This is a genomic window from Pseudobacillus badius, assembly GCF_002189605.1.
GTDB classification, from domain to species: domain Bacteria; phylum Bacillota; class Bacilli; order Bacillales; family Domibacillaceae; genus Pseudobacillus; species Pseudobacillus badius.
This window is the reverse complement of sequence record NZ_MWMM01000015.1, coordinates 40,050-64,808: the sequence shown is the minus strand read 5'-3', so window position 1 is coordinate 64,808 and position 24,759 is coordinate 40,050. Positions and strand designations below refer to the sequence as shown.

21 protein-coding genes and 1 rRNA gene are annotated in these 24,759 nt (G+C 39.0%); 1 reads left to right on the top strand and 21 read right to left on the bottom strand.

The annotated features are described in order from the left end of the window. The 6 genes from B1A98_RS17055 to B1A98_RS17025 form a co-directional block, all read right to left on the bottom strand. Positions 1-91: ribosomal RNA gene (locus B1A98_RS17055) — 16S ribosomal RNA — on the bottom strand; the annotation flags it as partial. 426 nt (positions 92-517) lie between these two features. Further along, positions 518-1,432 (bottom strand): DMT family transporter, encoded by a 915-nt coding sequence (locus B1A98_RS17045; protein WP_063385288.1) that lies wholly within the window; start codon positions 1,430-1,432, stop codon positions 518-520. Positions 1,433-2,083: 651 nt separating this feature from the next. Further along, the gene (locus B1A98_RS17040; RefSeq protein ID WP_063385289.1) at positions 2,084-2,833 is read right to left on the bottom strand and encodes a Panacea domain-containing protein; all 750 of its coding nucleotides are present in this window, start codon (positions 2,831-2,833) and stop codon (positions 2,084-2,086) included. 1 nt (position 2,834) lies between these two features. After that, entirely contained in the window at positions 2,835-3,557 is a 723-nt protein-coding gene (locus B1A98_RS17035; protein WP_041102062.1) for a nucleotidyltransferase family protein, read from the bottom strand. A gap of 208 nt (positions 3,558-3,765) precedes the next feature. Continuing rightward, positions 3,766-3,993 carry a hypothetical protein gene (locus B1A98_RS17030; protein ID WP_041102060.1) on the bottom strand — a complete coding sequence of 76 codons (228 nt, stop codon included), beginning with the start codon at positions 3,991-3,993 and terminating at the stop codon, positions 3,766-3,768. Between the two features lie 197 nt (positions 3,994-4,190). Continuing rightward, the gene (locus tag B1A98_RS17025) at positions 4,191-4,454 is read right to left on the bottom strand and encodes a YolD-like family protein (protein WP_063385290.1); all 264 of its coding nucleotides are present in this window, start codon (positions 4,452-4,454) and stop codon (positions 4,191-4,193) included. 275 nt (positions 4,455-4,729) lie between these two features. Here B1A98_RS17025 and B1A98_RS17020 point away from each other — a divergent pair, with 275 nt between their 5' ends. Further along, the gene (locus B1A98_RS17020) at positions 4,730-5,035 is read left to right on the top strand and encodes a DUF3889 domain-containing protein (RefSeq protein ID WP_240492481.1); all 306 of its coding nucleotides are present in this window, start codon (positions 4,730-4,732) and stop codon (positions 5,033-5,035) included. A gap of 51 nt (positions 5,036-5,086) precedes the next feature. On the opposite strand, the gene B1A98_RS20585 is transcribed toward B1A98_RS17020, so the two are convergent. The 15 genes from B1A98_RS20585 to B1A98_RS16945 all read right to left on the bottom strand — a co-directional run bounded on the left by B1A98_RS20585 (position 5,087) and on the right by B1A98_RS16945 (position 24,749). After that, the gene (locus B1A98_RS20585) at positions 5,087-5,929 is read right to left on the bottom strand and encodes a peptidoglycan-binding protein (RefSeq protein WP_063385292.1); all 843 of its coding nucleotides are present in this window, start codon (positions 5,927-5,929) and stop codon (positions 5,087-5,089) included. Beyond that, positions 5,926-6,165 carry a phage holin gene (locus B1A98_RS17010; protein WP_063385293.1) on the bottom strand — a complete coding sequence of 80 codons (240 nt, stop codon included), beginning with the start codon at positions 6,163-6,165 and terminating at the stop codon, positions 5,926-5,928. Before B1A98_RS17010 ends, B1A98_RS20585 begins: the two co-directional genes overlap by 4 nt. Then, entirely contained in the window at positions 6,162-6,446 is a 285-nt protein-coding gene (locus tag B1A98_RS17005; protein ID WP_063385294.1) for a hypothetical protein, read from the bottom strand. Before B1A98_RS17005 ends, B1A98_RS17010 begins: the two co-directional genes overlap by 4 nt. An 87-nt stretch (positions 6,447-6,533) precedes the next feature. Further along, entirely contained in the window at positions 6,534-8,252 is a 1,719-nt protein-coding gene (locus B1A98_RS17000; RefSeq protein WP_063385295.1) for a hypothetical protein, read from the bottom strand. A gap of 21 nt (positions 8,253-8,273) precedes the next feature. Next, positions 8,274-9,413, bottom strand: a complete 1,140-nt coding sequence (locus B1A98_RS16995) for a hypothetical protein (RefSeq protein WP_052475359.1) — start codon at positions 9,411-9,413, stop codon at positions 8,274-8,276. 54 nt (positions 9,414-9,467) lie between these two features. Then, a complete protein-coding gene (locus tag B1A98_RS16990) occupies positions 9,468-10,025 on the bottom strand; it encodes a hypothetical protein (protein ID WP_041102057.1) in 558 nt (185 codons plus the stop codon). A gap of 12 nt (positions 10,026-10,037) precedes the next feature. Further along, positions 10,038-11,081: a hypothetical protein gene (locus B1A98_RS16985; protein ID WP_041102055.1), complete on the bottom strand. Its 1,044-nt coding sequence runs from the start codon at positions 11,079-11,081 to the stop codon at positions 10,038-10,040. A 10-nt stretch (positions 11,082-11,091) separates the two neighbouring features. Then, on the bottom strand, positions 11,092-13,386 hold the full coding sequence (locus B1A98_RS16980) for a hypothetical protein (RefSeq protein WP_063385296.1): 2,295 nt from the start codon (positions 13,384-13,386) through the stop codon (positions 11,092-11,094). A 21-nt stretch (positions 13,387-13,407) separates the two neighbouring features. After that, positions 13,408-15,129, bottom strand: coding sequence for a hypothetical protein (locus tag B1A98_RS16975; protein WP_063385297.1), 1,722 nt, complete (start codon positions 15,127-15,129; stop codon positions 13,408-13,410). Positions 15,130-15,132: 3 nt separating this feature from the next. Then, positions 15,133-16,515: a hypothetical protein gene (locus tag B1A98_RS16970; protein WP_052475358.1), complete on the bottom strand. Its 1,383-nt coding sequence runs from the start codon at positions 16,513-16,515 to the stop codon at positions 15,133-15,135. 10 nt (positions 16,516-16,525) lie between these two features. Continuing rightward, positions 16,526-16,819 (bottom strand): hypothetical protein, encoded by a 294-nt coding sequence (locus tag B1A98_RS16965; RefSeq protein ID WP_125896169.1) that lies wholly within the window; start codon positions 16,817-16,819, stop codon positions 16,526-16,528. A gap of 108 nt (positions 16,820-16,927) precedes the next feature. Further along, the gene (locus tag B1A98_RS16960) at positions 16,928-17,314 is read right to left on the bottom strand and encodes a hypothetical protein (RefSeq protein WP_041102047.1); all 387 of its coding nucleotides are present in this window, start codon (positions 17,312-17,314) and stop codon (positions 16,928-16,930) included. Continuing rightward, positions 17,314-18,885 carry a hypothetical protein gene (locus B1A98_RS16955; RefSeq protein ID WP_041102045.1) on the bottom strand — a complete coding sequence of 524 codons (1,572 nt, stop codon included), beginning with the start codon at positions 18,883-18,885 and terminating at the stop codon, positions 17,314-17,316. Before B1A98_RS16955 ends, B1A98_RS16960 begins: the two co-directional genes overlap by 1 nt. Next, positions 18,882-19,571 carry a hypothetical protein gene (locus tag B1A98_RS16950; RefSeq protein WP_063385298.1) on the bottom strand — a complete coding sequence of 230 codons (690 nt, stop codon included), beginning with the start codon at positions 19,569-19,571 and terminating at the stop codon, positions 18,882-18,884. Before B1A98_RS16950 ends, B1A98_RS16955 begins: the two co-directional genes overlap by 4 nt. Before the next feature lie 9 nt (positions 19,572-19,580). Continuing rightward, entirely contained in the window at positions 19,581-24,749 is a 5,169-nt protein-coding gene (locus B1A98_RS16945; RefSeq protein ID WP_063385299.1) for a hypothetical protein, read from the bottom strand. Between the last annotated feature and the right edge of the window lie 10 nt (positions 24,750-24,759).

Genomic DNA, 24,759 nt, shown 5'->3' with positions numbered 1-24,759 from the left:
CGGAAGCAAGCTTCCGTCAAGTCCGCTCGACTTGCATGTATTAGGCACGCCGCCAGCGTTCGTCCTGAGCCAGGATCAAACTCTCCAAAAAGATGTTTGACTTGCTCATGTTTTAAAAATAAGAATTAACTTACTGGCATGTTTTTGTTCAGTTTTCAAAGATCAATTTTGAAGTGCTTTTCAACAATAGCACACTCGCTTTGTCCTGTCAAAAAGTTTTTTTATCTAACTTTTTCGTTTCTGTCTTTCGGACAAGTAATAATATATCACGATATTTTATAGATAACAAGTACTTTTTTAAAAAAACATAGATTTTTTTTGCACATCTAATATTGTCTATTCTATCACCCTTTGTGCTTGCTTGAACATCCCTTTCGTCTATTCTTTTTATAAAGCCAATATAAACATACTGGTTGACCATTCACTCATGTAAAACACTATTCCTTGCCAATAATCAAAGTTTGTCTTCAAAGCGTCAGTACACAAAAAAAAACAAGAAGCCTGCAGGGCCTCTTGTTTATGAGTGAATATGCTGTTTGCGTTTCGCTAAAATCTCCTTTAGCTTTTTTGGATCAGCCGCAAACAATAAAAGACCTAACAGCACAACAGTGCCCCCTGCTATTTGTGCAGCTGACAGTTTTTCTTTTAATAGCCACCAAGCAAGGATACTGGCGCCGATCGGTTCTAGCAGTATAGCCATCGATACAGATGAGGTGCTGATGTATTTAATAGACCAATTGAATAAAGTATGGCCCAGTAAGTTTGACAGGACCGCTAATAAAAAGAAGTATATCCACTCTTTTGCAGGATAAGGATAGAAAGCCTCTTTCTTAATTACCACATATAAAAATAACACAACGGTACAATTAAAATAGACAATGAATGTATAAGTTATTAGTGACATCCGCTTTCGGATAATTTGTCCAAAAAGCAAATAACCGGTAATCAGCGCACAAGCAGCCAAGGCAAGCGCATCTCCGTAAAGCGCCTGTCCGCTTACCTGAAAATCTCCCCATCCAATAATAAAGCTTCCCGCTACTGCTACTAGACCGCCAATTAATGCGCCAAGAGTAAACTTTTCTTTAAAAATAAAATACGTGCCAGCAAAAGCAAATAGCGGCTGCAATGTGACTAGCACAGTAGAGCTTGCTACAGAAGTATAGTTGAGCGACTCAAACCACAGGATAAAGTGAAAGGCTAAAAAAATGCCGGCTACAAGAGAGAAAAGCCAGTCTCTTTTTGAAATCTCCTTTAACTCCCCGGAGTATTTAAACAGAAATAAAGGAAGCATAAGCAATACAGTAAAGAGTAAACGATAAAATGCGATAACACCGGCATCGGCTGCCGACAACTTAACAAATATAGCTGAGGTAGAAACGAAAAAAACTCCGATAATCAATACAGCATAAGGGTTAATCTTTGGACTGTCCATAGACGTCCTCCTTTAGTCTATCTGGATGCATAATAAAAGCTATAAGCCACTTATCATTTTAAAGCTTCTACTCTCATATTTCTAGCGAATGAACGAAATTAGCAAAATCGTTCTTCTTTTAGAAAAGCACGCATAGTTTTCTGGAAAAAGGGAATAATATAGCAAGGAAGTTTTCGGTAATAGATAGGGAGAGGAGAATGAGATGACAACCCAATGGACACGAATGGCCGGAGGACTTATTTTATCAGCTATTATTATTACGATTATGTTTCTTGCAGGATAAGTGATGCCGGGCATTCCAACACATAAAGAGCCTGCAGACAAGTTTGTCTGCAGGCTCTTTAATGTAAACGTAATGGAGCATAGCGGGCTCGAACCGCTGACCTCTACACTGCCAGTGTGGTGAGCGGGTAAAATCATATAATATTGTATTCATACAAATCCTTATTATATAAAGGTTTCCCCGCTCTCCCTCTTCTTTCTTTTATACTTGATTAGACCAAATATATACCGATTTGGTCCCCATTTGGTCCCCATAGCCCCCAATAGAGAAAATTAACTGCTTATCAAAATACAAATTCAGCTGTAGCCTTAAATAATCTATACAACAGAAAAAGCCTTCTCAAATGAGAAAGGCTTTTTTGAATGAGGTTACTTTGCATATTGATGATACTGAATGATTAAATCGTCTGTAAGAACGCAATTTTCACCAGGCTTATACACCCTATGCCAAGGTCCTCCTTCTTGATGAGTCTTTTCAACTAACTCGAAAGGATCTAACTCTCCATAGGTGTTCAAGACATCTAAAATACAATCTATAACCACTATCCCATGCTCTGAGTTAACAATTTTAATAAACGACGGCGTAACTGCATTTTTCTCAGTTGAGAGCACGAACTCCCCATCTTCTTGGTAATCTATAATAGAAGAACCATGTATTTTAAAATCTTGGAAAACACTTTCAATTACTGGTCCATATTTATAAGCTACAATCGGCTCTTCAAAAAGACGTTCACCCGTTCTTTCTAAGAAAGTAGCATAACAATAATACAATAACTTTTGAAGCTTTAAATGAGAAGAAGGAATAATAGTCAACAAAAACTTGGCTACGTCATGAGCTGATAACTTTTGATCCCTTGAAACATAATCAATAAAAGTATCCATCTCCTTAGTAGCTATCACATCAGCAAAAAACTCATCTTTATCAACTACAGAATCCCATGAAAGGGATTCTGTAGACAGTTTATGAATTCCAAAATGAACATCTCCGCACTTCTTTTTCACCTTAGTAAAGAAAGTGTTAATTAATTCTTTATCCAATTTGTCGGGTGCAGAGTAATGCCATCCAATTCTAGCCCCTCTGTGATAATGACTCATTATAGCAACAAAATGAAAAGCCACCTCAAACACCTCCTTGACTTCTTAAAGCTTGCTTATGTATTTTTGCAGATTTTATGTATTCTTGTTTATGTTTGGCATGTGATTCATAATTACCCATATAATCTTCAGGTAACCATATTTGCAACTCCCAAGGAAAATTTTTATTACTACCCCCATAAAAGTATACGTGTGTAGCTTTATAATCTCCTTTAGAAGAATTTCTATACTTTATTTTATAAAACTTCTCTATATGCTGACACATTTTGGAGAAAGATTCGCATCCATGTTGAAAGCCCGGCATCATAATACGAAAACCTAGAAGGTCATTCAAACATTTGTTTAAAGGTAATCTTCCGCTTTCTTCTTTACCAGAGTTATAATGGCACAACTTATAAATAATTGATTCCAGCTGTTTAACCCTTAACCGAAAATCGAATTTATTATAGGTGTATTCTAAATCGATATCAATTATCAGCTGATCGATTTTTCTCAAATAAGTATTGAGAAGGGAGTGAAACTCTTGATTAATTACAAAAGTGTCACTATCATCCACCTGCTCCACAACATCTCTAACTAATGTTTTCTTAAAATTCAAACAGAGAGCGCCGTTTAATTCGATGAATTTCTCGGAAAACTGTTTATGTAGCTTTATAACTTCATGGATAAGGGTGCCCACTGTGTCTATAGAATAATCTAAACTGCGGTATTCATCTTGTTTAATTATATCTAGTACAGAGTTCTCCAATCCATCACCACCGTCAAAGAGAAACTGTCAAACTTCTATTCTTATATTGTATCATATCATTTTATACTGTTTTATACTATTTTATATTGTTTCATATCATTTTATATTGCAAATTGAAAATTCGGGGTGGAAATAAGCAATGATTTCTCACCACTTAACTTTGTCATCGCGAAACAAAAAAGCCCCCATCCACAAGGACAGGGGCTTTCTAGCCCCGGTTATTTTTAATAGCCTTAACAAACTTCCATAAGTCTTCAATAGGACAAATTCCACTTTTTGTTGCATCAACAAATTCATAAATAGCATAATCTTGCCAATGGTGCAATTTGATTTTAATCTCTTTTTGATCGTCTTCTTTATGGACAAAAACAACATGGCTTTTTAAGAGATTCTCCAATTCTGCACTCTTCTTAATATGTAGAACTTCCTGGATCAAATCCTTGTTCCTCCCTATTTCCCGGTATCACAAGCCAACTTTTATTGATGAATTAATCGTTTCTATGTACTCATAAATAAATTCTTATTACCCATGAAAAATCCCCTATCTAACTAATACGATCCCCCTATAGTAGACAGATTAATTTACTTTCTTTTTGCTGTCTACTATAGAGGGATTAAACCAAACGAGAATGACTACACACTCACAGAAATTACTGCAAGTATATCTATAAATGGTATCTTCCTAACAACTCCATATTTCTCTTCCACATGGATAAGTTTTGTTTGACCATCCATTTTTGTAACTTTCCCTTGGATTGGCTCATCTTCTTTCCAAACAGATAATACCACTTCTGTTTTTTCATTGAATGCTTCCGTTAGTTGATATGCGATTTCCTCTAACTCAAATTCATCACGAGCCGGGCGTTGTAGTTTAGCCTGCTTCTTTGTTTTAGCCATTATGTATCCTCCTTATTTTTTCTATACGTCCATTGTATGGAACGCTTATTCCATTTTTGATAAAAATAAGAACAAATGCTCTACACAGAAACAAATAAAAAAGCCACCATCCGCAAGGATAGGGACTTCCTTTATTTCTGTTTGATTTGCCGATTAAACCAAACTATTAGCATCCAGGCAAGAACTATGAATAATATCGATAAACTTACAAAAGCTATCCTAAAAGGAATTTTAACATATCTAAATTATTTCTTAGCTTATTGTGTTGTATTGTATTGATTCCTATAGATTTAGCTTCAGTCCAAGTTAGCCTAGATAATATAGCATATGCAGAAGACCAAGCACCTTCTTATGCAAAATGGGGAATACTCTCTGTACAAAAGGCCAAACAAAAATATCCGAATGCGGCAGTTATTGATTATCTCCATGTTGGCAGATACAATAGCCCGGATCATTCTACAGAAAAATTTAAGCTGTGGTTAAAAGAGAACGGCAGAGAATTTAGGGCTCTGGTAGAGATTAAATATAACCCTAAAACCGAACAAGTAATAAGAATCGCAATCAGCGATGCTTCTGAATGAGTGTGTAAAATGAAAAAACCCTATCCAAACGGACAGGGAATTTGCTGTTATCTATTCTTTTCTTATTTTAGGATTGTACCCGTGTTTCCCGCTGATATAAGCACAAGCCTCTTCTGCTGCTTCCAGCGATGTAAAGATGCCAGTCCATACCCGTAGGTCTTTCGCGAAGGCATTAAAGCCGATTTCTTTGGCGGCAGCTTCTGCTTTTTCATGACTGCTAAATACACCGGTGTAAACACGGAACTTACCAGGAGTACCGACTAGTCCTTTTTCTTTGATTAACTGATCGATCTTCGCCAGAGTTGCTTTCCCTACAATTCCATCAACTGCAAGCCCTGTCCGGCGTTGGAGAATCATAACAGCATTAGTCGTTCCTTTGCCGTAAATGCCGTCAACACCGTTTGTATCTAAGCCCAGCTTAGCCAGTTTTTCCTGCAATGCTTTTACTTCATCTTTGCTTAATGTATTAACTGGCACGGCTGCAGTAGCAGTCAGATATTTATCTGTGCCATAACCTTTATAATTGTATTGCAGATGTGGTGCATCCCATCCCCATCGGTAACCTGATTCAAAGCCGAGTCTCTCTGCGTATTTAATCGCATCGATAAACGGCCGCTTCCCATACTCTGATCTTGCCCATAGGGGTTTCCCATTTTTCATAGGCACAAAATCAAGCGCTTGTCCTACTAGGTGATACGACTTCATGGTCTTGGAAGCGCCATTTCTCACATTCTCCCGTTGCTGTGCTTCCGTACGAATGGTTTCATAAATCAACACATCGATTTTATTATCAATACAGTATTGATACCACTTCATGGCAGCCGCTTTTGTGTTCGGAGCTAGGTCTGCAAGATTACCAAGATTACGTTTATGATATGTCGGAGTCCAACTCATTTCGATCCCTCCCGCTTGAGCATTTCTTCATTACGGCGTGCCTTTCGTGTAATGTTGTTATTTTTCCACCAAGCCCAAATAGAAGCAGCAATAGTAATTAAAGATGATACAAACTTTTCTACCTGTTGATCGTCAAAAGGTAAGGGACTGTATCCACATGCTGCTAACAATTGATTTACCAGCGCAACAAAAAGAACGACCGTCCGCACGATCGTTCCGTTATCGATTTTATTCATTTCAAATTCTCCTTTTCTATGTTGTCAATTCTTTTATGTGCCTGTTTTGAGCTTTCTTCCACGCGAGTGACACGCTCTCCTAATGCGATCATCTGCTTTTCATTTGCCTTAATATCGATCTTTATATCATCAACCCCAGTACGAATGTACCGAAGTTCAGACTTAACCTCTGCACTCTCACGCCCTTCATTCTCGATTGCTTTTTGTTTGTTTAACTGGTAGCCCAAATAAGCCACCAACAATGATAATCCCGCAATCAATACACCCACTTCAATTGTCATAAAGCACCTCATTCCCCCAATAATAAAAAGACGAGCCGCAGCCCGTCAAAAAGTATTAAAAAATAACGCCTACTATTCAGCAGCGTTTTAATAATTTATCTTATAATCTCCACTCTGATAAATGGTTACAGTCAGCTGGTCATTATTCGGATATTCATAATCATAGTCAGTGCCATGCACCGCTTTTCTCCATGTACCTTTCATGTCCATTTGACTAACCAGGTCATTCACAGTTGCAAGATCTGTCACATCCTCAACTGAAAGATGGTAAGCAAATCTAACCGTGCTGCTAGTACCTCGTAAAGCCGCCCATTCAGATGATGTAATAGCATTCAATACAACCGGCGTCATCCCCTCTGTCTTTATGTTATTTAAACCCATCTCAACCCACATTCCAGAAGATCGAGTATACCATGTTAACCCACTATCAAACGAAACGGCTGTTTTAATCACTCCTTGCCCCTCTTGCATGACATGTAACGTAAAAGAATCAATGTTTTCAACCGATCGAATATTAATATCTTTAGTTGGCAATACAATTTGATCTTGAGGAATAGCAGTCATTTCAATATCTCTTTGCGCATTTTCTTCCTCTGCCCATGTAACAATTTCTATGTCACCTGTCAATTGACTTAAGGCTGACCAGTCAGGAAGAGCATCCATACCTTGATCAATAAATTGCTGTTTAGTTGGTAAAGTGGCTGAAATAACATCCCAATTCTTAGTTGTATCATCCCATCTCATATAGTTCCCGTTTGAAAAGATGAATACCCTATTTAATAATGAGGCTTCGATTTCTAGGACAGGACGGAAGCCCCTTGTTACCGCAACTAAATCTGTCACATCCCATGTATAGCCAGTTACAGTGTAACCTCTGTTCACTCTTTGGGCTGCTGTGGTTTCCTTTGTAGAACTTGTCCAAGAGTAAATTCCATTCCAATTCCAAACATGATTATCTTCTGCTACAATAGACCCTCTTAAATTAGAACGGACAATGTATTCGTCCCATTCGTTATCTTTATCAGTTGAAGATATTCCGCCTGTCAATAAACGACAATTGAAGTTGACTCCAGCTACACCTAAATCAATAGGTAGACCACTTCCTGAAGAAACTCCTGAACTATTTAAAGTATTCCAACTGATACTGTGCTGTACATTTCTATCAGCAATTAATTTTTTCATATCATTGCCTTCGTCAACCATAATAAAATAGAAATCTCCATTAGGTGCAGCGCTACTAGAAGCAGAAATAAAGTCACTTATTTCTTCTCCTAAGCCAGAGAAGACTCCAGTGGTGTTAACAGCAGCTTGATAATGACAGCGTATGCGTTTTCCTACTTCAAGGTCTTTAATAGTGGTGACCTCATCTGGGTGGAGGAGACGACCTGTAGAGTCGATGTCAATTGCATCCAAAGAAAACCCATTTGTTTCATCATTTTTTATCAACTCGACAGTATGTGTTCCTCTGGGAAGGTTAGTTTTTTCAAAAATGAGAACTTGAGAAATGCTTGTGTCTTTATTATATAAATCAAGTGTTCCCTCGGCTACATTATTAATTTTCACTGTTATATTTCTAGAGCGTGAAGGATTAATAAGCACAATTAATCTAATTTTAGTGCCGTCAAATTTGAATGCAATTCTATCATGTAAATTGTAAATAGTTGAAGTTGTTCCGTTGTAACTGGATGAAGAACTAGTACCCAAATATGTTCGGTTATTTGTTATATATTTAATAGCAGGGTGTGTATCATCATATCTTTTCCACCCTGCTTCTGGAGCAGTTAAAGGTTGTCCAATAGTAGCCATTGTCCACTCCCCCTTTCTTTATTATTCTTTATAAGCGAATACTGGACGGAAGCCCCAACTACCTGAAGACTGACTACTTGATGTTGATGAAAATGAGTTGTTTTTTTGCGAGCTTACATCCCAACCTCCTCTGAATACTCTAGAGGTTGAATTACTTACAGGAGTGTCCTGACACCAAGTTCCTGCAGACAAACAATGAAACACATCATCCAATGTTTTTCCTGTTTGGATCTTATCTTTTGGAAAATTAACAATGTAACGATCCCATTCATTGTTAGTCGGCCACCCACCGTATCCTTGATCAGTAGTAGCTTTATTCCCATTCGCATCAGCATAAGCTACTCCTCCTGTAAGGGAGCGAATAATGCCTGCCGTTTCGAACATTTCAAATTCATTGATACAGACGCCTATTCCTCCGTTGTTAGAGGTGATGTTAATCCTATATTTGGAATAGTTCTTTGGATTAGGTAAAATATATATTCTTTTTTCGTTTTTAGTCCAACCTGTTTGGTTGAAAATAGTTTGCAAAACAATCCACTTAGTTCCATCCCATCCTTCAAAAGTCCAATCTTTTGGACTTTGGTTAGTCATTTCATTACTTCTAGCTCTTAATGAATAACCCCTTATGGATTTATTAATAGTGAAATCATAAGCCAACCATTGCGGCGTACTAGATGTTGGGGTTATATTTGTAAACCACATTGATGTGTCGAAAGTATTTCTTTCAAAAGCTCGGTATTCCTCAAAACCTATAGATGCACTACTTGCACTTGCCACTCCACTAGGAGAAGTGTTACTTGTCATGAGGGGAATGACGCTTTCTTGATTATGGGGTGTCCCTTGAACATATTTATTGCTATTTAAAGTACCCCACGATATAGAATGTTGACAAACACGATCACTAACAAGTAATCCCTTTGCTACTTTTATAAGGTAAAAATAAGCTGAAGCTTTTCCTCCAATATCAGAAATTGAAGACATTCCAGTAATAGGAAGTTCATCTGAACCTGTGGCGTTAGTAATATTTATAGGAGAGCCTGTAAAATACCTGCTAAAAGTTCCTGCTGATTGAGGAACAGCATACTTAGCTTTAATATAATCACCAACTTCCATATCTTTTACATTTGTTTGCAGCTGACCTGTAGTCGCTGGTACTGGCATAAAACCCCACCTTTCTAAAACACTTATATACTGTTTCTTTACTATGGTCGTTTATTATCTCACTCTCATCGCTTTAACTTTTTTAAATTGACTTAAGTCCATTCTCTTTCTTAAAAGCGTTCCCGTTTCTGCCCATGAAAGGTCTTGTATTAGCGGCTCCATGTAATTCATTTTCAACTTCATAGCTCCATCGAATTCAATTAACTTTGTACTTATAAAATCAGATGCATCCGAGTTATCAAATCCAATTTCTGTTTTAATAACATCCTGTTCTCCAGCTGTTAATCGTAAGACCTCAACGGGAGCCCTTAAAAAATTAGTGGTATAGATGATTGTCATATCATACCTTCTAGGATTAGAAGGTGAAGCAACGACTCCTAGTTTTGTTAGCTGTTGATAACCTTGCATTTCTCCGCTACCAGAACCACCGCTCATCATGACGTATTCAGAACCGTTATAGTGATATATGGTAGGTTGTTGACCATTTAACTCATCCTTTTCCACTACATAAAGTGTTGACTTTCGACCTTGTTGAGGTAACAGATAACGACTCTGAACAAAGATAACTTGATTGATACCAGGCAAATTTAAATAGAGGTTTGCTTTTGTCATGTCATCACCCTTTTAATGATCAATTTCAATAGAGAAAAATATTTCTTCATCCATTATCTCTTCTTGTTTTTCTACCTTTATCCAAAAAAAGCTAGATGTCTGTCCAGGCAGATTTTCTATAGTCAACATATCGCTGTATGAACCGGGTGTACCATATATATCAGATGCAACATCAATCCACTGATAACCGTTGTCCCCTGAGTACTGCTTGACTTGTATTTTTACATCGTCCAATTCTGTAGCAGTAGGGTTATAAACCTCCAATTTTTCTTCCAGCTTGCCAGTAGCTATATTTCCTATGTCATTAGGGTTCAAGTCGGAAAGTGACACACCATCTTTTCTCAGTTCTAAAAAAGAGCCATAATAGTAAACATCACCACCAACAAACTCCGTTGTTATTTCGCCTATTAAATTCGATTGTTGATCGTATATTTTTAACGTTCCAGATGTAATTAAATGTGGCAGAGCGAATGTAACTTTGCCCGTAATATCTGCCGTTGCCCTTAAAAGAGTGGAATCTATTGTTAGCTCTACCTTGAACCCCTCATATAAATTAACCACTTCTAACCTGTCATTTTTAGTGATAATAAACTGGTCAACTCTAAACGGTACAAAGCCACTCCCACTACCCTGTTTAACGACGAATCCGATTTTGGAAAAAGAGTAGGTGACCGAATCAATAAACTCAAAGGAACCATTCCTTTTCATGTAAAGGTCGAAAACATCATCATTTTTTATTACTTTGATATTTTCAAGCTTTGATTGATTCGCATCTTCACTTTCCAGCAGCTCCGCTGTCTCAATTGACGATTTAAAGAGTATCAATCCCGCTCTATCATTGACAGCTGTAGGCGTGTAGTTAACAACCGCTTCAAAAGCTCCAGCTCCGGCTGGTATTTCACGCAAAAAAGACACATCTCGCAAAAATGAGTGTGTCAGCTGGAGAGAACCATTTTCGATTGTTGTGTTAGCTGGATCAGTACTACTCCATTCAGGGCCAAGCGAATTAAATTGTTCATCTAATATCAGCCCACTTGAATACTGATATATACGCATATTCCCCCTCCTATCGAGTTTTCTTGTTAAACCATTTACTATACCAGTTAGCTCTAGCTGATATGAGCCATATGCGTTTTTTGTTTTCTATTTCTTCGACTTTATCGCTTGTGGCTGCATCAATTACGTAAGCTGGTAAATCCGTTAACCATTCAGCTTCAGTCAGCTTGATAGCTTCTGTTCCAATAACAGGTGCGGATTTTATTACATCATCAACTATTAGATCTGTATGGTGAACAGCGTTGACTACGATACTATTAGGGCTGTTTAGTTCAGTGAATAAGACCGCTTCGCTAGAAATGTTATCAGGATCATTTATAACAACACCCATTTCCAGCTTGTTCGTAGTCCCTGTTATATCTATTGTTTCTGCGAAAACCAATGGCAATGCTGTCGAGTTATCAATAGATAAAGTGGAAGTTTCGACAGTTGAAGTTGAAACAAAACTTTTATCAAGCATTACATCAGCTGATTCAATAGCTTCCGAGGTTACTTGAATATTTGTGATTTCTTCAGCTTGCAGGTCCACCTTACTTGATCCTTCAACAAAATTAACGCCACTTGCTTCGATCAAAAATTCAGTATTTGAATGATCTGGACTTGCAGTAGAAGCAATTATGTCATGCTCAATCAATCTAATATCAGCAATATCCAAAACGGCAGCTTTTACATCGGATCTTAACGATGCAAAATCATCAGCAATGCAAACATTGGATGTAATAAAAATATAGTCTGATCCATCAAATGGCTGCTCTTCGTGATCTTTCGCCTCCCAGTCAACAATATGCGCCTTTGATAAAGTCTCTTTAATTTCGTCAGCATCAATTGCGTATTGATTATTACCATCGATTATTGTAATTTCTGAATCGATTGGTGCATCTAACTTGGTAGAGGAAGTTGCATCATGTAAAAGAGCGTCCTTCATCCCACCTTTATCAACTGTAGTATCAACTTTAACTAATCCGGCTATTTGAGTATCCTCATGATGATTAAAGCTATCACCTGAAGAGCCAACTGTTTCTATGTCAATGTTCACTTCTTCCGAATCATAGTCGTTAACGCAATGAACCTGAACTTCATTGGATGTGTAATCAATGTCGTTAAGTAGTAAATTCGCTGCGTCTATAGTGTTATTTTTAATTATGTCACCATCGAGATCCATCATAGTTGTAACATTAACAGATTCACCATGAATGCCAGCATCACCAATAACAATACTTTCAGTGTATAAATCCTTTTCAGTGTGTAAGTGGTGATCTAGTGATCTATCTTCTACATCTAAAACACTGACCACTGAATGAGATAAACCTGCACTCTTTGCAGACGTTAAAATAAGTGCTCCTCTCTTCTCATGATCATCTTTTAGCACTTCTGACGCTAGCAACATATCTGCGGTATCTAAGAGTAAATCAGAGCTAAATTGAGCCGCTTTGATAGTCAATAAACTAGCGAAATCATCCATTTTTATTTCATCAGCAGTACAAGCATATAACATGAATCTCTCATCTTTAACTACATCAGCAAGCAACGGAATTCCACCCAAAGAAGAAGTATCTATCTTCATTATGGCTGATGACTCAGTGACTGTTTCTGCTTGTGATGACGCTACATCGGTTTCCTCCGCACCATAGATAACTTCAGAGTGAAGAAGGATAGCTGTCTGTTTAACCATAGAAGAATCGTACATAAATGGCAGTTCGTGACTTGAATCTCTCCACGTAACTCTTGCATCATAAATCGGTATGATGTGCTTTGATTCGCCTTTAACGTACAAATCAACATCAAGGATATTTCGCAACTCTACAGATTGGCCTTGATCTATTAACATTGCTCTCTGTGCGTTTCTAACGCTGATTGCATCAACACTTGCATATTGACCAACTTTCAAAAAGTCATTAGCGATTAAATTATCATCATGAATAAAAACAGTATCACTTGTAGATTTGCTTACTACTGAGTCATCATGTAGGAGTTGTGTGCTAATATCAAGCGCAGCTTTGGCATTTTCAATCGCTATTTCATGCGTTGATAACACACTTAACCCTTTTATACTTGTATCATCTACTCGATAAGCTTCCACTATATCTGCTTTATCTAAGGGATAGCACGTAACATCCTCTACTTCGACGATCACAGAAAAAAGCTGTTGAGTATTATCAAGAATGACAGTAGCTTCAATAGTCTCTGACATAGAGACCTTGAAAGGATATTCGTTGCTTCTTGAAATGGAGTGTTTAGCGAAAAACGTATAAACCTTTTTTGCTTTAGGATGTTGGCCGACTCTAAAAGAATATATACGTTTCATGCTAACACCTCATTTCATTCATCATAAATTTTCTTTATAAATGCCCCAGCCGATCGGATTGTAAGGGGTTGCTTCTTCCAGTCTCATTGGCGTCTGCGGTGTCATAGCCAGATTAAACTGATACAATTCATGTACTGTATAAGAAGCCGTAATTTCCACGCCTGGTGCTGGCGCTGTAGAGAACTCCACTGCTTTATAATCTGTATCATAGGCAAAATCAGTTTTCTCCATACAATCAACGTAGACTTGCGGGCTTGCTTCTTGGCATCGATGGTAAAGGTGGAAGACTTTCGTCTGACCATCCCCGACACCGATCACTTCATGGACTACCGCTTTTTCAACTTCTAATTCGGCATCCTGCTCAAGCCCTTTGGGATGTACTGCGTAAATCCCATCCAACACGCCGACTTCCTTGTCAAAAGGGTGCTTTACGTACATAAAAGAGTGATGATACTTATCTGAATAGACAGAAGGACCATCACCCGATTCTACTTTATCTATTGAGTGATCATGCGTAATAAACGAAAGATAATGTTTTTGATAATACGACCCACCGATTGTTTGATGAAGTGAAACAAACTCATTTCCGTTTGATGTATTCACTCCATAGTCAACATTCGTGCCACCTATCATTTTACCTTTCGCCCATTTGCCTGTAGATCCCGTTTTAGCTCCGCCAATTAGCACCGTATTCTGTCGAGGTTTTTTTCCACTGTTATTGACACGCCCTAGATAAAGCGGCACGTAATAGACATCATCAGTGTTAGAAGATGCGTCTACACGCATAAATAGTGCCAGTCTGTCTTTGTTAATAGACCCCCATAAATGCAATAACGAATCACGGCTGAATGACGCGTTAAAGTTAGCTTCATTTGTGAGAGTCATCACAGTAGGAATCGCGACCTTAGCAAAATTAGCAGCTGAAAAAGCAAGTTCTCCCATTCCTTCTGCTGTATTTAATACACCCGATGTTGTCACAGTTAAATCACCGTAATCATTTCCTTCGATAGGTTCCGATGAGCGTGAATAATCTACTGTTATTGCTCCTGATTTCGGTGCTTCATGAAATGTGATGATTCCTGTAGTGTAATTAACTACGTAGGATAAGTCGTCCACTTCTTGTCTATCTATATATACAGTAACTGAACCAGGGTTAATATTAGTTTGACCAGTCTCAAAAGTTTTTGTTGAACCGTCACCAGTACCAATAGAGACATTTTTACTTGTAGAGTCAAATGTAACTGAATCAAACAAAAATATCCCAAACGTATTGGTTGGTTCAAAAGCTTTAGATGATAAATAATACGAAGATTTAATTAACCCAGTTGGAGCCTCCTTAAAAGTAATCGTTTTCCCTTTAGAATCAATTGTGTATTCTGTATTGGCAACCGGTGCATCATTCACAGTGACCGTTTCTGTTCCCGGCAAAATATATTCCGACGGAAGATCAAACTGTGTCTGCTTGCCATCGCCAACGCCGATGACGGCAAGATTTGACATATCAGATACATAGCGATTGTCTAAAAACGTAGGGCTTTCCAAATCGTATGCATTTATAATCCCGAATTGCCTTCTAGCTTTATCTGATCCAACAGATTGAAACAAACGTACCTCCGCAAACTGTTTTCCACTCTTCGCTCGATACTTAGCAAACTCACTCCATCCAACGCCTTTCAGAATAGTAGCGAACCTGGTTGGAAACTGCTGTAGCATGATTTTTTCATCAATCCATCGCGTTGTCATTCATCATTCCTCCTTCTCAAAAATACCAATTGCCATCGGTCGATAAGCGACTGCTGGACGCTTAGTAATTGGCGACACTGCATCAACAACGAAATATTTATAGAACTCAAATACGTTTGGACATGCCGCCTTTTTGACTTTTAAGCGTGTATTGTTACGTGGTCCTACAGATTCAGCTAAAATAATATTTTTCAAATACCCTCGCTGTCTTTCCTCTGGATGCATCACCATAGCTCTGCTTACTGCAGCTTTATTACTGTAAGAGCTTATTGGTGGATAGTTATATTCGTCATTCCCGGCATTTTTCCATGCAGACGGAAACTGTCTACCCGTATTATCTTGACGGTTTGGTGGCATCTTTTCAGGTCCTGTATGAGCAGATAAATAATAGGCTTGATAATACGCCCCTTGAAGGCCGCGCTTTACAATAATGTTATCAATGCCATTCCCGGGATTCTGCGGATACTTTTTTTGCAAAGGCATCAATATTGATGAACCACTGATAAAAGGCGTACTAGAATCATACTTATAATTCCCATTAGGAGTTGCACTTCCTGCAAAAAGAGAAGCATGACCAGTATCATTAGAATTTAAAGGAATTAAAGAGCCAAAGTATATCGGAATTAACGGCACTTGGTTTTCATTATAAGCCGCTGTGCTATCCGCTCGGATAAGCAACACCACTGTTTCATCATCAATGAATCCTTCAACTTTTACCTTAGAGTCAGGCCACCAATTTGTTAGCCAACCATTATCCGCTGTTCCTATATTTCTAGTAGAAACTGGAACCATAGGCGATTGCATAATTAGATGTTGGGCATTAGAAGGTGAGAATTCATATGTCTCATTGGCAGATTTTTTGATTGGCGTATAACTTAGCAACTCAATATCCAACACATCTCGGGCCCCTAAATTATCCATCGTCGGATACACCACTTCAAAATCTTCTGGAATGTCTGGGGCGCTTTTCAGCATGTAAAAGTATATTTTTGAAGTATCGACGTTGTTTTCATCCCACTTCGTTAACAGCCATTCGTGAAACTGCTCACGTAGATTGCTATCATCAGTAAGTGCTTCTCTATTAGGATATTGACCAGTTTTAAACTCTGCCGGAATCTCCCCCCAAGTCAGCTTCGGTTCACAAATCCTAGCTATCCCATAGATATCATTTGTGCTATTTTTAATAAGTGCATGGTCAGCTAGTTTTAATCGAATAGTTGTACTAGCAGGATCTAATACTGTTCCGACTCCCGAATAATAAATATCTCCAAATCTAAAAGAGGCTTTCTTAAATCTTTTAACTAATGTCCAACCATTAGCAACAGCTAATTCAATGAAATCTGTTTGAAGAGTTTCCTCTGTAAACATCGTTTTGACATGTGGCATACCCTCACTCCTAGTCTGTTAAAAATTGATAATTAACCCATACACTTTTGGCACGCGCTGATTCATTTTTGTATCGCAATTCAATCTTGTCCCCCGGTACTAACTGATGCGCAACCATAAAAAAAAGCCCCTCTGGGAGCTCCTTCGTGTAAACTGTTTCGACGATCAAACGTCCATTAATGGCTAAATCCCAATTATCCTTATCATCATAACGTGAGCAAGCAATTGCTACGCTGATTAACTCAGATTCCCGGTCTACAGTGTGCATGTTAATAGCAGCCGGTGCGCCTGCAATTACCTCCATTCTTACTCCTTTAATATAAGGGGTGGGTTTTGTTGGATAAAACGGTGCATCGAAGCGGCCGCCACCTACATAATTAACTTGTAAACCCTGTGACACAGAACCACTCCTTTATAAATCTTCATCTATATCCTCATCTATATCAGGGGAGTCATTTCCATCATAGATTAAATCGTAATTGTACCTTACTAACATCGTAAAATTGGGTGCCCATTCAAGCGACCATTTTTCAATCCTCCCTGTTTTTCGATTAATTACAATAAAGTAATGCAAAATCCCTTTCTCATTGTAGTAAAGCTCATATCTATATACTTCATCGCCCTCCACTGCAACAAGAAAATTTCCTTGCCGGATCAGTTGTCCGCCTTCTTTAACATTATCTTGTTTAATTAAATTAATGTCTCCGCCGATTCCAGCACTACCGGTAATGCGTCGCTTTTGACGTTTAAGCATGTAAAGGACAGGATCATATAAATTACGTACAATGACTCCACTCATCAAGACACCCCTTCAATCACCCATGTTGAGCGTGGCCTAACCCTATAAAACCCTGTTGGTTCATCCACCTCTTCGCGCTCGTATTTAACGGTTTGTACTGTTGTGGTCGTTCCTGCCGAATCTGTGAAACGTATATTAGCTGACACCCCATCTTTAGGGCCTGCTGAGATCCCTTCAACGATAATAATGTTTGTTCCCATCTTAAGGTTAGCAGGTATATTAAAGCTCGTACCTAGTTTAATTTCATCTGTCCGTTGACCGTTGATAATTAAAGCAATACGGTCTCCAACTGTGCCACTCACAGTAAAGTAACCGGTGCCGGCCTTCCTAGTAATCACAGGATAATCAGAGGGCGGCGGCGGTGTTTTCTGCGGTGAAAAGCCAATGTTAGATGACACCTCTAAAATCTGAAAAAAACCAGCTTCTGAAAAGCTGGTTCTGATAGCTCGCACATGATAATTTTGTGTAGCTGTTGAAATCTTCTCGCGTATTCCTACAATATCCCATAGCTCAATGGCTGGATTAGCAGGAATAGCAATTGATGACCGGCGCCACTTATATAACATCTGAGTGAAATGTGTTTTAGCTGCCAAATGTCTTTTTGAAGGAGTATTAGCCCAAGGAACTTCAATTTCTATTTCCCTTCTTTGTCCAAGCAAAATATCTCGCTCAATATAGCCCGAAATAAAAGAACTAGCGTATTTATCATATTTAACAAGGGCTCTGCCATAAAGCTCCACATCATCTAACTCATATTCTAATTCTTTGATATGCAGAAAATCATCAACAATAAAGTCGGCTGGATCTGAACGGGAGTATTGCGGCAAATGGCGAAACCGGATCACCCCATGAGCATTCTCAGTTAACGTATGGAACAAACTATTAACTACTTCTCGCACAACTTCATCGTAGGTTTGCGTGCGTTTCCCCAGCTTCACTCCTGTTTCATACAGTTCACCGGTAATCGGAACACGCACTGGCGCTCCTTCTACTTCTAATCCAACATCCTCCAAGAGGGCTTTCACAGCATGATAAATATTGATGTCTTTTCTTTCTATAAAAAACTCCCTGCCTTTTGGCGGGAAAATAGTATTCGTAATCGCTTTTTTATATTTAGAACGTCCAGTAATTATAATTGTTTGTGCTTCAGCATTGATTCTAACATTGTCAATGTAGCCCGTAAGAACCTTTTGAATGTCATCACCATATCCTAAATGAATTTGAATTTCTGTATTAGGATATAATTGCCTAAACCATGAACTATCAGCATTCCCACGCCAAACAAAGCTAGTAGGTCGTTTGTTTTTTGCATAATCAGGAGAAAATAAGCCATCCTTATTTTCTAAGGTAATAGAAAATGATTTAGCTGGACTTTCAACCGTTTCATCTAGCTCAATAGATATAACATTCGGCAGCCGAGCCCACTCAATGTTGAAATCACTATTAGGCGGAGTAGGCTGCCCCCAAAAGCGATTTTTAACCATAACATATTGCATCGGTTGTCGGCCGTGAGAATCAATCTGAAATTGGTTTGTTATCGCTTGAAATAGCCTATCACTGATGTACCTCATATGCCGTTTACTCCTACTCCTGACCTTTCCGAACTATGCATGCGGCACTTTACAATATAAAGTGGCCCTTTTCTTGTTGGTTCCGTGTCTTGGGGGATGATAACCCCACCAAAAACACCATCGCTATATTTTATAATAGTAAAATTATCAATGTCCGACATAAATTGATTAAACGATTGGGTTTTTGTTAAAACAACCTCAAATTCAATGGTTGAACCAGAAGGTCCTGTCCGTTGATAACGTGTATAACCGTCAAGGATATTAAAACTTTGAATCTCCTGCAAAGGCTTTGGCGGTGTAATGCTTCCGATACCATCAATGTAACTTTGCTCATGAAAAACTGTACAAACTAAGTGTCTTATATAGGCTGTATCACCGCTTTGATAGTTTGCATCCGTTTTGAAGGTAATTATATTTTCCCCTTCATCTACAAAGATATAGTGGCGTGTCCAAGTGTAAGAGGCCCGAGCACTAAACCGTGCTCTACCGTTTATCTCTACAACGAACTTTCCCATTCCAATCTCCCCATAGCTTGTAAAAGCAACGTTGGTAAGAAAATCAAAAGCGACCCATCCGGGCCGCTCAAAAGTTTGCCTAACAGTATAAGATTGATTAGGACCGGGACCAACTAAAACTGAGCCGCTCTGTGTATAAAAGTTAGTGCCACGCCTATATAACTTTGCCATTCATATCACCTACTCCATTTGTGTTGCCCGTGTAAAGAATGTATCTGTTGCGATATTTTGAAGCCTTTGCTTCATATTTTCGAAATCTTGATCACTTTGCAGCTTTTGTACATGAACCTCAACTTTATCAATTTTAGTAATTTGCGCTTTATTGCTTTTATCAATCGTTGTCCGTGCGTCTCCGCCCCTAAATACCGGTGCTACATCAAAAACTGGCTGCAAAGATGTTTGCATCACTTGACGCATAGCATCCAATGGATCTTCATTTATTTTTGTATCGTAGAATAAGGTGCTGTTGGCAGAAAGATTGTCTATATCCGGATTAAATTCATCTTCAATAGCATCAGCCATATTATGAGTCGCCTTTATAACGTCCTTCCTTCCATCATCGATCCCTACAGCTGCTCCAACTGGAATCCATTTTGCGATAGCTCTCATACGTCTAGAAGGAGAGAAAATAGCCATTGCTTTTTGGAATGCATCAGCAATATCGTTACCCAATTTTTTAATCATGGCAATGGCATCAGCCGCTTTATCTTTAATCCCATTAACAATACCGTCTACAACATTCGCTCCCCAACTCCATGCTTTTTTAGCTAAGCCAGCAAAGAACCTGCCGATTTTTCCAAAGATATTCTTGATAAAGATGTAGGCATTGGTTAGCGTTGTTTTAATTTTGTTGTAAATTCTTGTGAACGTCGAAGATACAATTCTCCAAATGTATTGAAGAGTGGAAGAAAAAATCCTCTTAATTCTGGCCCAAATTGAAGAGACAAGGTTGGCAGCTTGTCTCTTCCGTGTAGAAATGCTTTGCCAAATCGCCCGAAAAGAATTGGCAACCTTTTGCCTGATAAAATTTGCCCCTGCATTAAATACCTGACGAATTTTCGCCCAAGCAGAGGAAACAAAACGAGCCGCCCTATTCATAGAATTAGCAATTGTTCGTCCTATAGAGCCAAATATCCTAACAGCGACTTGACGAATAAAAGCTCCCGCTGAGCTAAAGGATCGGCGAATTCTCGCTAAACTCCCAGTGACTACTCGACCTATTGAAGATAAAACATTCCCGATTATACGCCCTGCACTTTTGAACCCTGAGCCAATTACTTTTATTCCTGATTGAATTGCTGAACCCACTCGTTTAATGGCCCGAACTGTCCCATTTTTTATAGAATCCCAATTTTTATAAATCAAATAGCCAATTCCAACAATAGTCGCTACAATAGCTGCACCTGCTAAAACAAATGGATTTGTTAGTAATGGAATGAGCATAGGACCTAGACGAGCCATTAAACCGCCGATCCCACTAAATAACTGTGGAATTGCCCTTAATATACGGGATGATAAGGACTTGATGACTCCGCCAAGTGAAGATGCTTTTGTTTTTGTCTTATCCATTGATCCTTTCACTTTATCCGTTGCTGTTGAGACTTTGTTCATCACATTTGGATATTGCTGAAGTTTCTCTTTCGTTTGATCGAATACTTCCTTAGAGGCCCCTACTACCTCCATCACTTCATCAAACTTGTCACCTAATCCGTCTAACTGAGGAACAAACATACCTATTGCATTACCGAGTATGCCAAGTGAACTAGCTGAATCTTCGGCTTCATCATTCCCGTTATCCTTCTTGTCCTTCTTATTTGAAAAGCCACCTGTTAATCCAGAAAAAGCTTCAGCAAGCCCTGCTAGCTTTTTAGGATTTGCAACTTTAGACAATAAAGAATCAAAATCTCCCTTGAATAAATCGACAAGTGGATCAAATATGCCCGTTAGAAACTTAAAGCCATTTTTAACACCAATAGCAAGACCTTCTAACAGCCATTGTCCAAAACGGATAAACAGTTTAGAAGGACTGTTTATTTCTAAGAGTTCCATAATCGGCTTAACTAGATAGTTCCAAATCAATCCGATCGGCGACCAATTAAATATAAATTCCAGCCCTTTGATTAATCCTTCAATGATCCCCTTGCCAATGCCACTCCAATCCATCTTTTTAAAGAAAGATTCAATTTTATCCCATTGGCTATAAATAAGGTAACCTACACCTGCAAGGGCTGCTACAATGGCTGCTCCTAGCAGAACAAAGGGATTGCTAAGCAAAGGAACCAACATAGCACCAAAACGGGCAATCGTGCCACCTAGCCCCGTAAACAAACGAGGAATAAAGCTAAAGAGTCCTGTTGTTGCCCGTACTATAGAAGGACCAGCCTTAGAAATCATGCCTGGTAGACCACTAAACACCAATCCAAACCCTTTAACTAAGGCGCCTCCTTTTTTTGCTCGACCACCTACTAATCCAAAGAGATTTCCGACGATGCCAAGGCTAGGAATAAGCTTTCCTATTACTGAGAGTGCAAAAGTGGCCGCCACAGCATAAGCGATGAACTTTCCGCCACCGCCTTCCATAGCCCCTGCAACTACTTCAAGAATATCCGCTAGGGCTTCGAAAGCAGGTAAAAGCACATCTCCCGCTATTTTCGCCACCTTATCCATTAATAAACCAAAGCCCTCTGCTCCTGTTTTGCCTGGTCCTACAAAAGCTTCAAGAATTGAGTTTCCAATCCGTTTCAAACTGTTCCAAATACGTTTAAGAACAGGTTCAAATCGATCCCAATTTTTATAGATGACCCATGATATGGCTGCAATCCCTGTAAGAATAGGATTCATTTTAACAAATTGAACAATAAACCCACTTACCATGCCCGGCAATCCACGTAAGAAAGATAAAATTGCCGGAACAAATGAGCGAAACATACGCGGTAACCCCGCCACAGCGTTACGAGTTAGCATCAAATTATCATATAGTGCCCGTGCTGCCGGAGACATAACAACCATACCTCTGCCAGCAAAACCTATTGCTTGTCCTAACGCTTGAAACAAGTTACGGTTCATCAATAGAAAACCAGCTACCGCCGACAAAGGCCCTAATAAACCGAGCACAATAACAGCGAAGGCTCCAAAGTGTGCCACAAATTTAGCCATCCCAGGATTATTTCTAAGAAATTCTGTGATGTTGTCTGCTGCACTAGAAATAGCATCAGCCACTTTAATCACGGTCGGTTCTATTGCTTTCCACAATTCTAATAGGGAATTTCCTAATTTACGGAAAGCTCTTTCAGACTTCGCCACCCCGTTATTTTCCATGCCGTCAACCATTTTTTCATAAGCTGACATGCCATCAACCATGGTTTTAGATTGCTTTTTCCATGCCTGCTCGTTAGACATAACGTCTTTGGTCGCTGCCTGAATGTCTCCTTGATGTTTCTTTAAGGATAAGGCTAAAATATCAGCCGCCTCTTTTTGTGATACACCAAGCTTTTTAGAAATCTCATCTACTGTACTAACAGCATCGACTGCATCGACGCCCCAAACTTTAGCAAAGTTTAAACCGAGCGTAGCAGATTCTTGAATATTGTCTTTCGTTCGCCCCATTTGGTTATGAAGTACAGAGAATAGATCCCCAACCTCATCAATGGATGTGCCTGTTTCTGCTGCTGTATCAGCCATGAGGTTTTTGAACTCGCCCATTGATTCATTCGCTTGCAATGTTTGAGCCTCAAATTTCCCCCAACCTTTTTCAGCATTTGCCCCTACCATTCCGAAAGCTGCCGCTAAACCTAGAACAGCAGGTGTAAGAGTTCCAGTTAACATAGTGCCAAATGTTTGGTATTTGGTCATTAGCTGGCCGATCTTAGCTTTTTCCTCTGCTTTGCTCGTTTGTGGCCCAATAATTGCTTTTGCTGCTTTATCTAATGCTTCATACGTCTTGTTTTGCAAGTAGGCTAAGTCCTTGTTTGTAAATTCAACTATTCGACCGCCTACTTTATCTAATGCACTAGAAAAGGGTTTGTAAATGACATCCTTACCGAATAGTTTGTCAGCCTTATAACCGTTCGCTTTTGCAATTGTATCTACTGGATTACTTTTAGCTAACTCATTCTTATACCTAGCAAGCGCCTCTTCCATTTCCTTCATTTCATCTTTAAATTCATCGGCATTGGCACTTTTCTTCATATCCGATAAGGCTTTTTCAGTTAACTTTATCTGGTCTTTCAAAGTATCTAATCGAATATTGGCCATCGAATGCATCTGTCCTTCAATGGCCTTGATCTCTGCTTTAGTTCGACCGAATCCTAGTTGGGACAATTGAGTTCTAGCATTCTTTATTCCAGATTCAATGGCAGAAAAACTCGCTTGCAATTGAATCATATTTTTTGAATCAAGAAAGTGAGGGAACATTTGATTGGAAAAGTCTAAGCGCATCGTCGCACGCTGCAAGACGTTTTGAGGATTCAACCGCATCGCGTATTGCATCATCCGACGATGATAGGATTCTAAAGCTTTTTGAGTGCGGTTAAGATCATGTCCAAATAAGTTCACCCTTCGACCAGCTTGATACCCAGCCGCCCCAACTGCTCCTAGTCCCGCACTTGCAAAGGCTGAAGCTTCTGTTAGAAAATCACCGCCAGTGGGGGGAGGGCCATTAGATTGAGCGTCACCGCTTGGCGTATGTTGTGGCCCCATCGTTCCATTAGCCCCCACATTGTCATAAGTGGTCCGAATCACTCGATTCACTACAGAATCTAGCGTTTGGGTAAGATGAAGATTTCCAAAGCGTCTTGATAGATTTTCTAATGACTGACCTGCTCGCTCAATCATATCAAGTAGCTTTTGCAAAGCTGCCTGAGCTTGTCCTGTTTCTATGTTCACTTTGTATTGTTGACCGGATAAGGTAGACCGAAGATTTAAAGCCTTTTGATTCATTTCTAAAAGCGTTTGTCTGGCAACCACTCCATCTACTTCTAAAGAACCTTCCGAACCTGAAAAAGCCTGTTCAAGAGATTCAGCCTGCCTGCTTAGCTCGCGTAATTCTTGCACAGCCGGATCCGTATCAAAATCAATTTGTGCATTGGCTTTCAAGTCATTGAGCATAGACGAAAATATTTGCTTAAATTCTTGTACGTCTCGAAGTGCCTGATCATTATTAACCGAAATATCTGGCTCTATGCTCATTCTGTCAATTGCTTGAAAAGCTCTTTCAAATTTATTTTGAAGTGAATCAGCCGTTTCTTGCCCTTTACGCTCCAAAAGGCTTAAATCTTGAAGCGATTTAGCCACATCTACAGCAATAGTTCCTACCATTTCAAATAACTCTAAAATGTCGTTACTAGCCATGTTCTACCTC

Coding starts and splice junctions, on each gene's coding strand:
- B1A98_RS17045 (WP_063385288.1), bottom strand. CDS start 1,432: ATGGACAGTCCAAAGATTAACCCTTATGCTGTATTGATTATCGGAGTT.
- B1A98_RS17025 (WP_063385290.1), bottom strand. CDS start 4,454: ATGGCTAAAACAAAGAAGCAGGCTAAACTACAACGCCCGGCTCGTGAT.
- B1A98_RS20585 (WP_063385292.1), bottom strand. CDS start 5,929: ATGAGTTGGACTCCGACATATCATAAACGTAATCTTGGTAATCTTGCA.
- B1A98_RS17010 (WP_063385293.1), bottom strand. CDS start 6,165: ATGAATAAAATCGATAACGGAACGATCGTGCGGACGGTCGTTCTTTTT.
- B1A98_RS17005 (WP_063385294.1), bottom strand. CDS start 6,446: ATGACAATTGAAGTGGGTGTATTGATTGCGGGATTATCATTGTTGGTG.
- B1A98_RS17000 (WP_063385295.1), bottom strand. CDS start 8,252: ATGGCTACTATTGGACAACCTTTAACTGCTCCAGAAGCAGGGTGGAAA.
- B1A98_RS16995 (WP_052475359.1), bottom strand. CDS start 9,413: ATGCCAGTACCAGCGACTACAGGTCAGCTGCAAACAAATGTAAAAGAT.
- B1A98_RS16990 (WP_041102057.1), bottom strand. CDS start 10,025: ATGACAAAAGCAAACCTCTATTTAAATTTGCCTGGTATCAATCAAGTT.
- B1A98_RS16985 (WP_041102055.1), bottom strand. CDS start 11,081: ATGCGTATATATCAGTATTCAAGTGGGCTGATATTAGATGAACAATTT.
- B1A98_RS16980 (WP_063385296.1), bottom strand. CDS start 13,386: ATGAAACGTATATATTCTTTTAGAGTCGGCCAACATCCTAAAGCAAAA.
- B1A98_RS16975 (WP_063385297.1), bottom strand. CDS start 15,129: ATGACAACGCGATGGATTGATGAAAAAATCATGCTACAGCAGTTTCCA.
- B1A98_RS16970 (WP_052475358.1), bottom strand. CDS start 16,515: ATGCCACATGTCAAAACGATGTTTACAGAGGAAACTCTTCAAACAGAT.
- B1A98_RS16965 (WP_125896169.1), bottom strand. CDS start 16,819: ATGGAGGTAATTGCAGGCGCACCGGCTGCTATTAACATGCACACTGTA.
- B1A98_RS16960 (WP_041102047.1), bottom strand. CDS start 17,314: ATGAGTGGAGTCATTGTACGTAATTTATATGATCCTGTCCTTTACATG.
- B1A98_RS16955 (WP_041102045.1), bottom strand. CDS start 18,885: ATGAGGTACATCAGTGATAGGCTATTTCAAGCGATAACAAACCAATTT.
- B1A98_RS16950 (WP_063385298.1), bottom strand. CDS start 19,571: ATGGCAAAGTTATATAGGCGTGGCACTAACTTTTATACACAGAGCGGC.
- B1A98_RS16945 (WP_063385299.1), bottom strand. CDS start 24,749: ATGGCTAGTAACGACATTTTAGAGTTATTTGAAATGGTAGGAACTATT.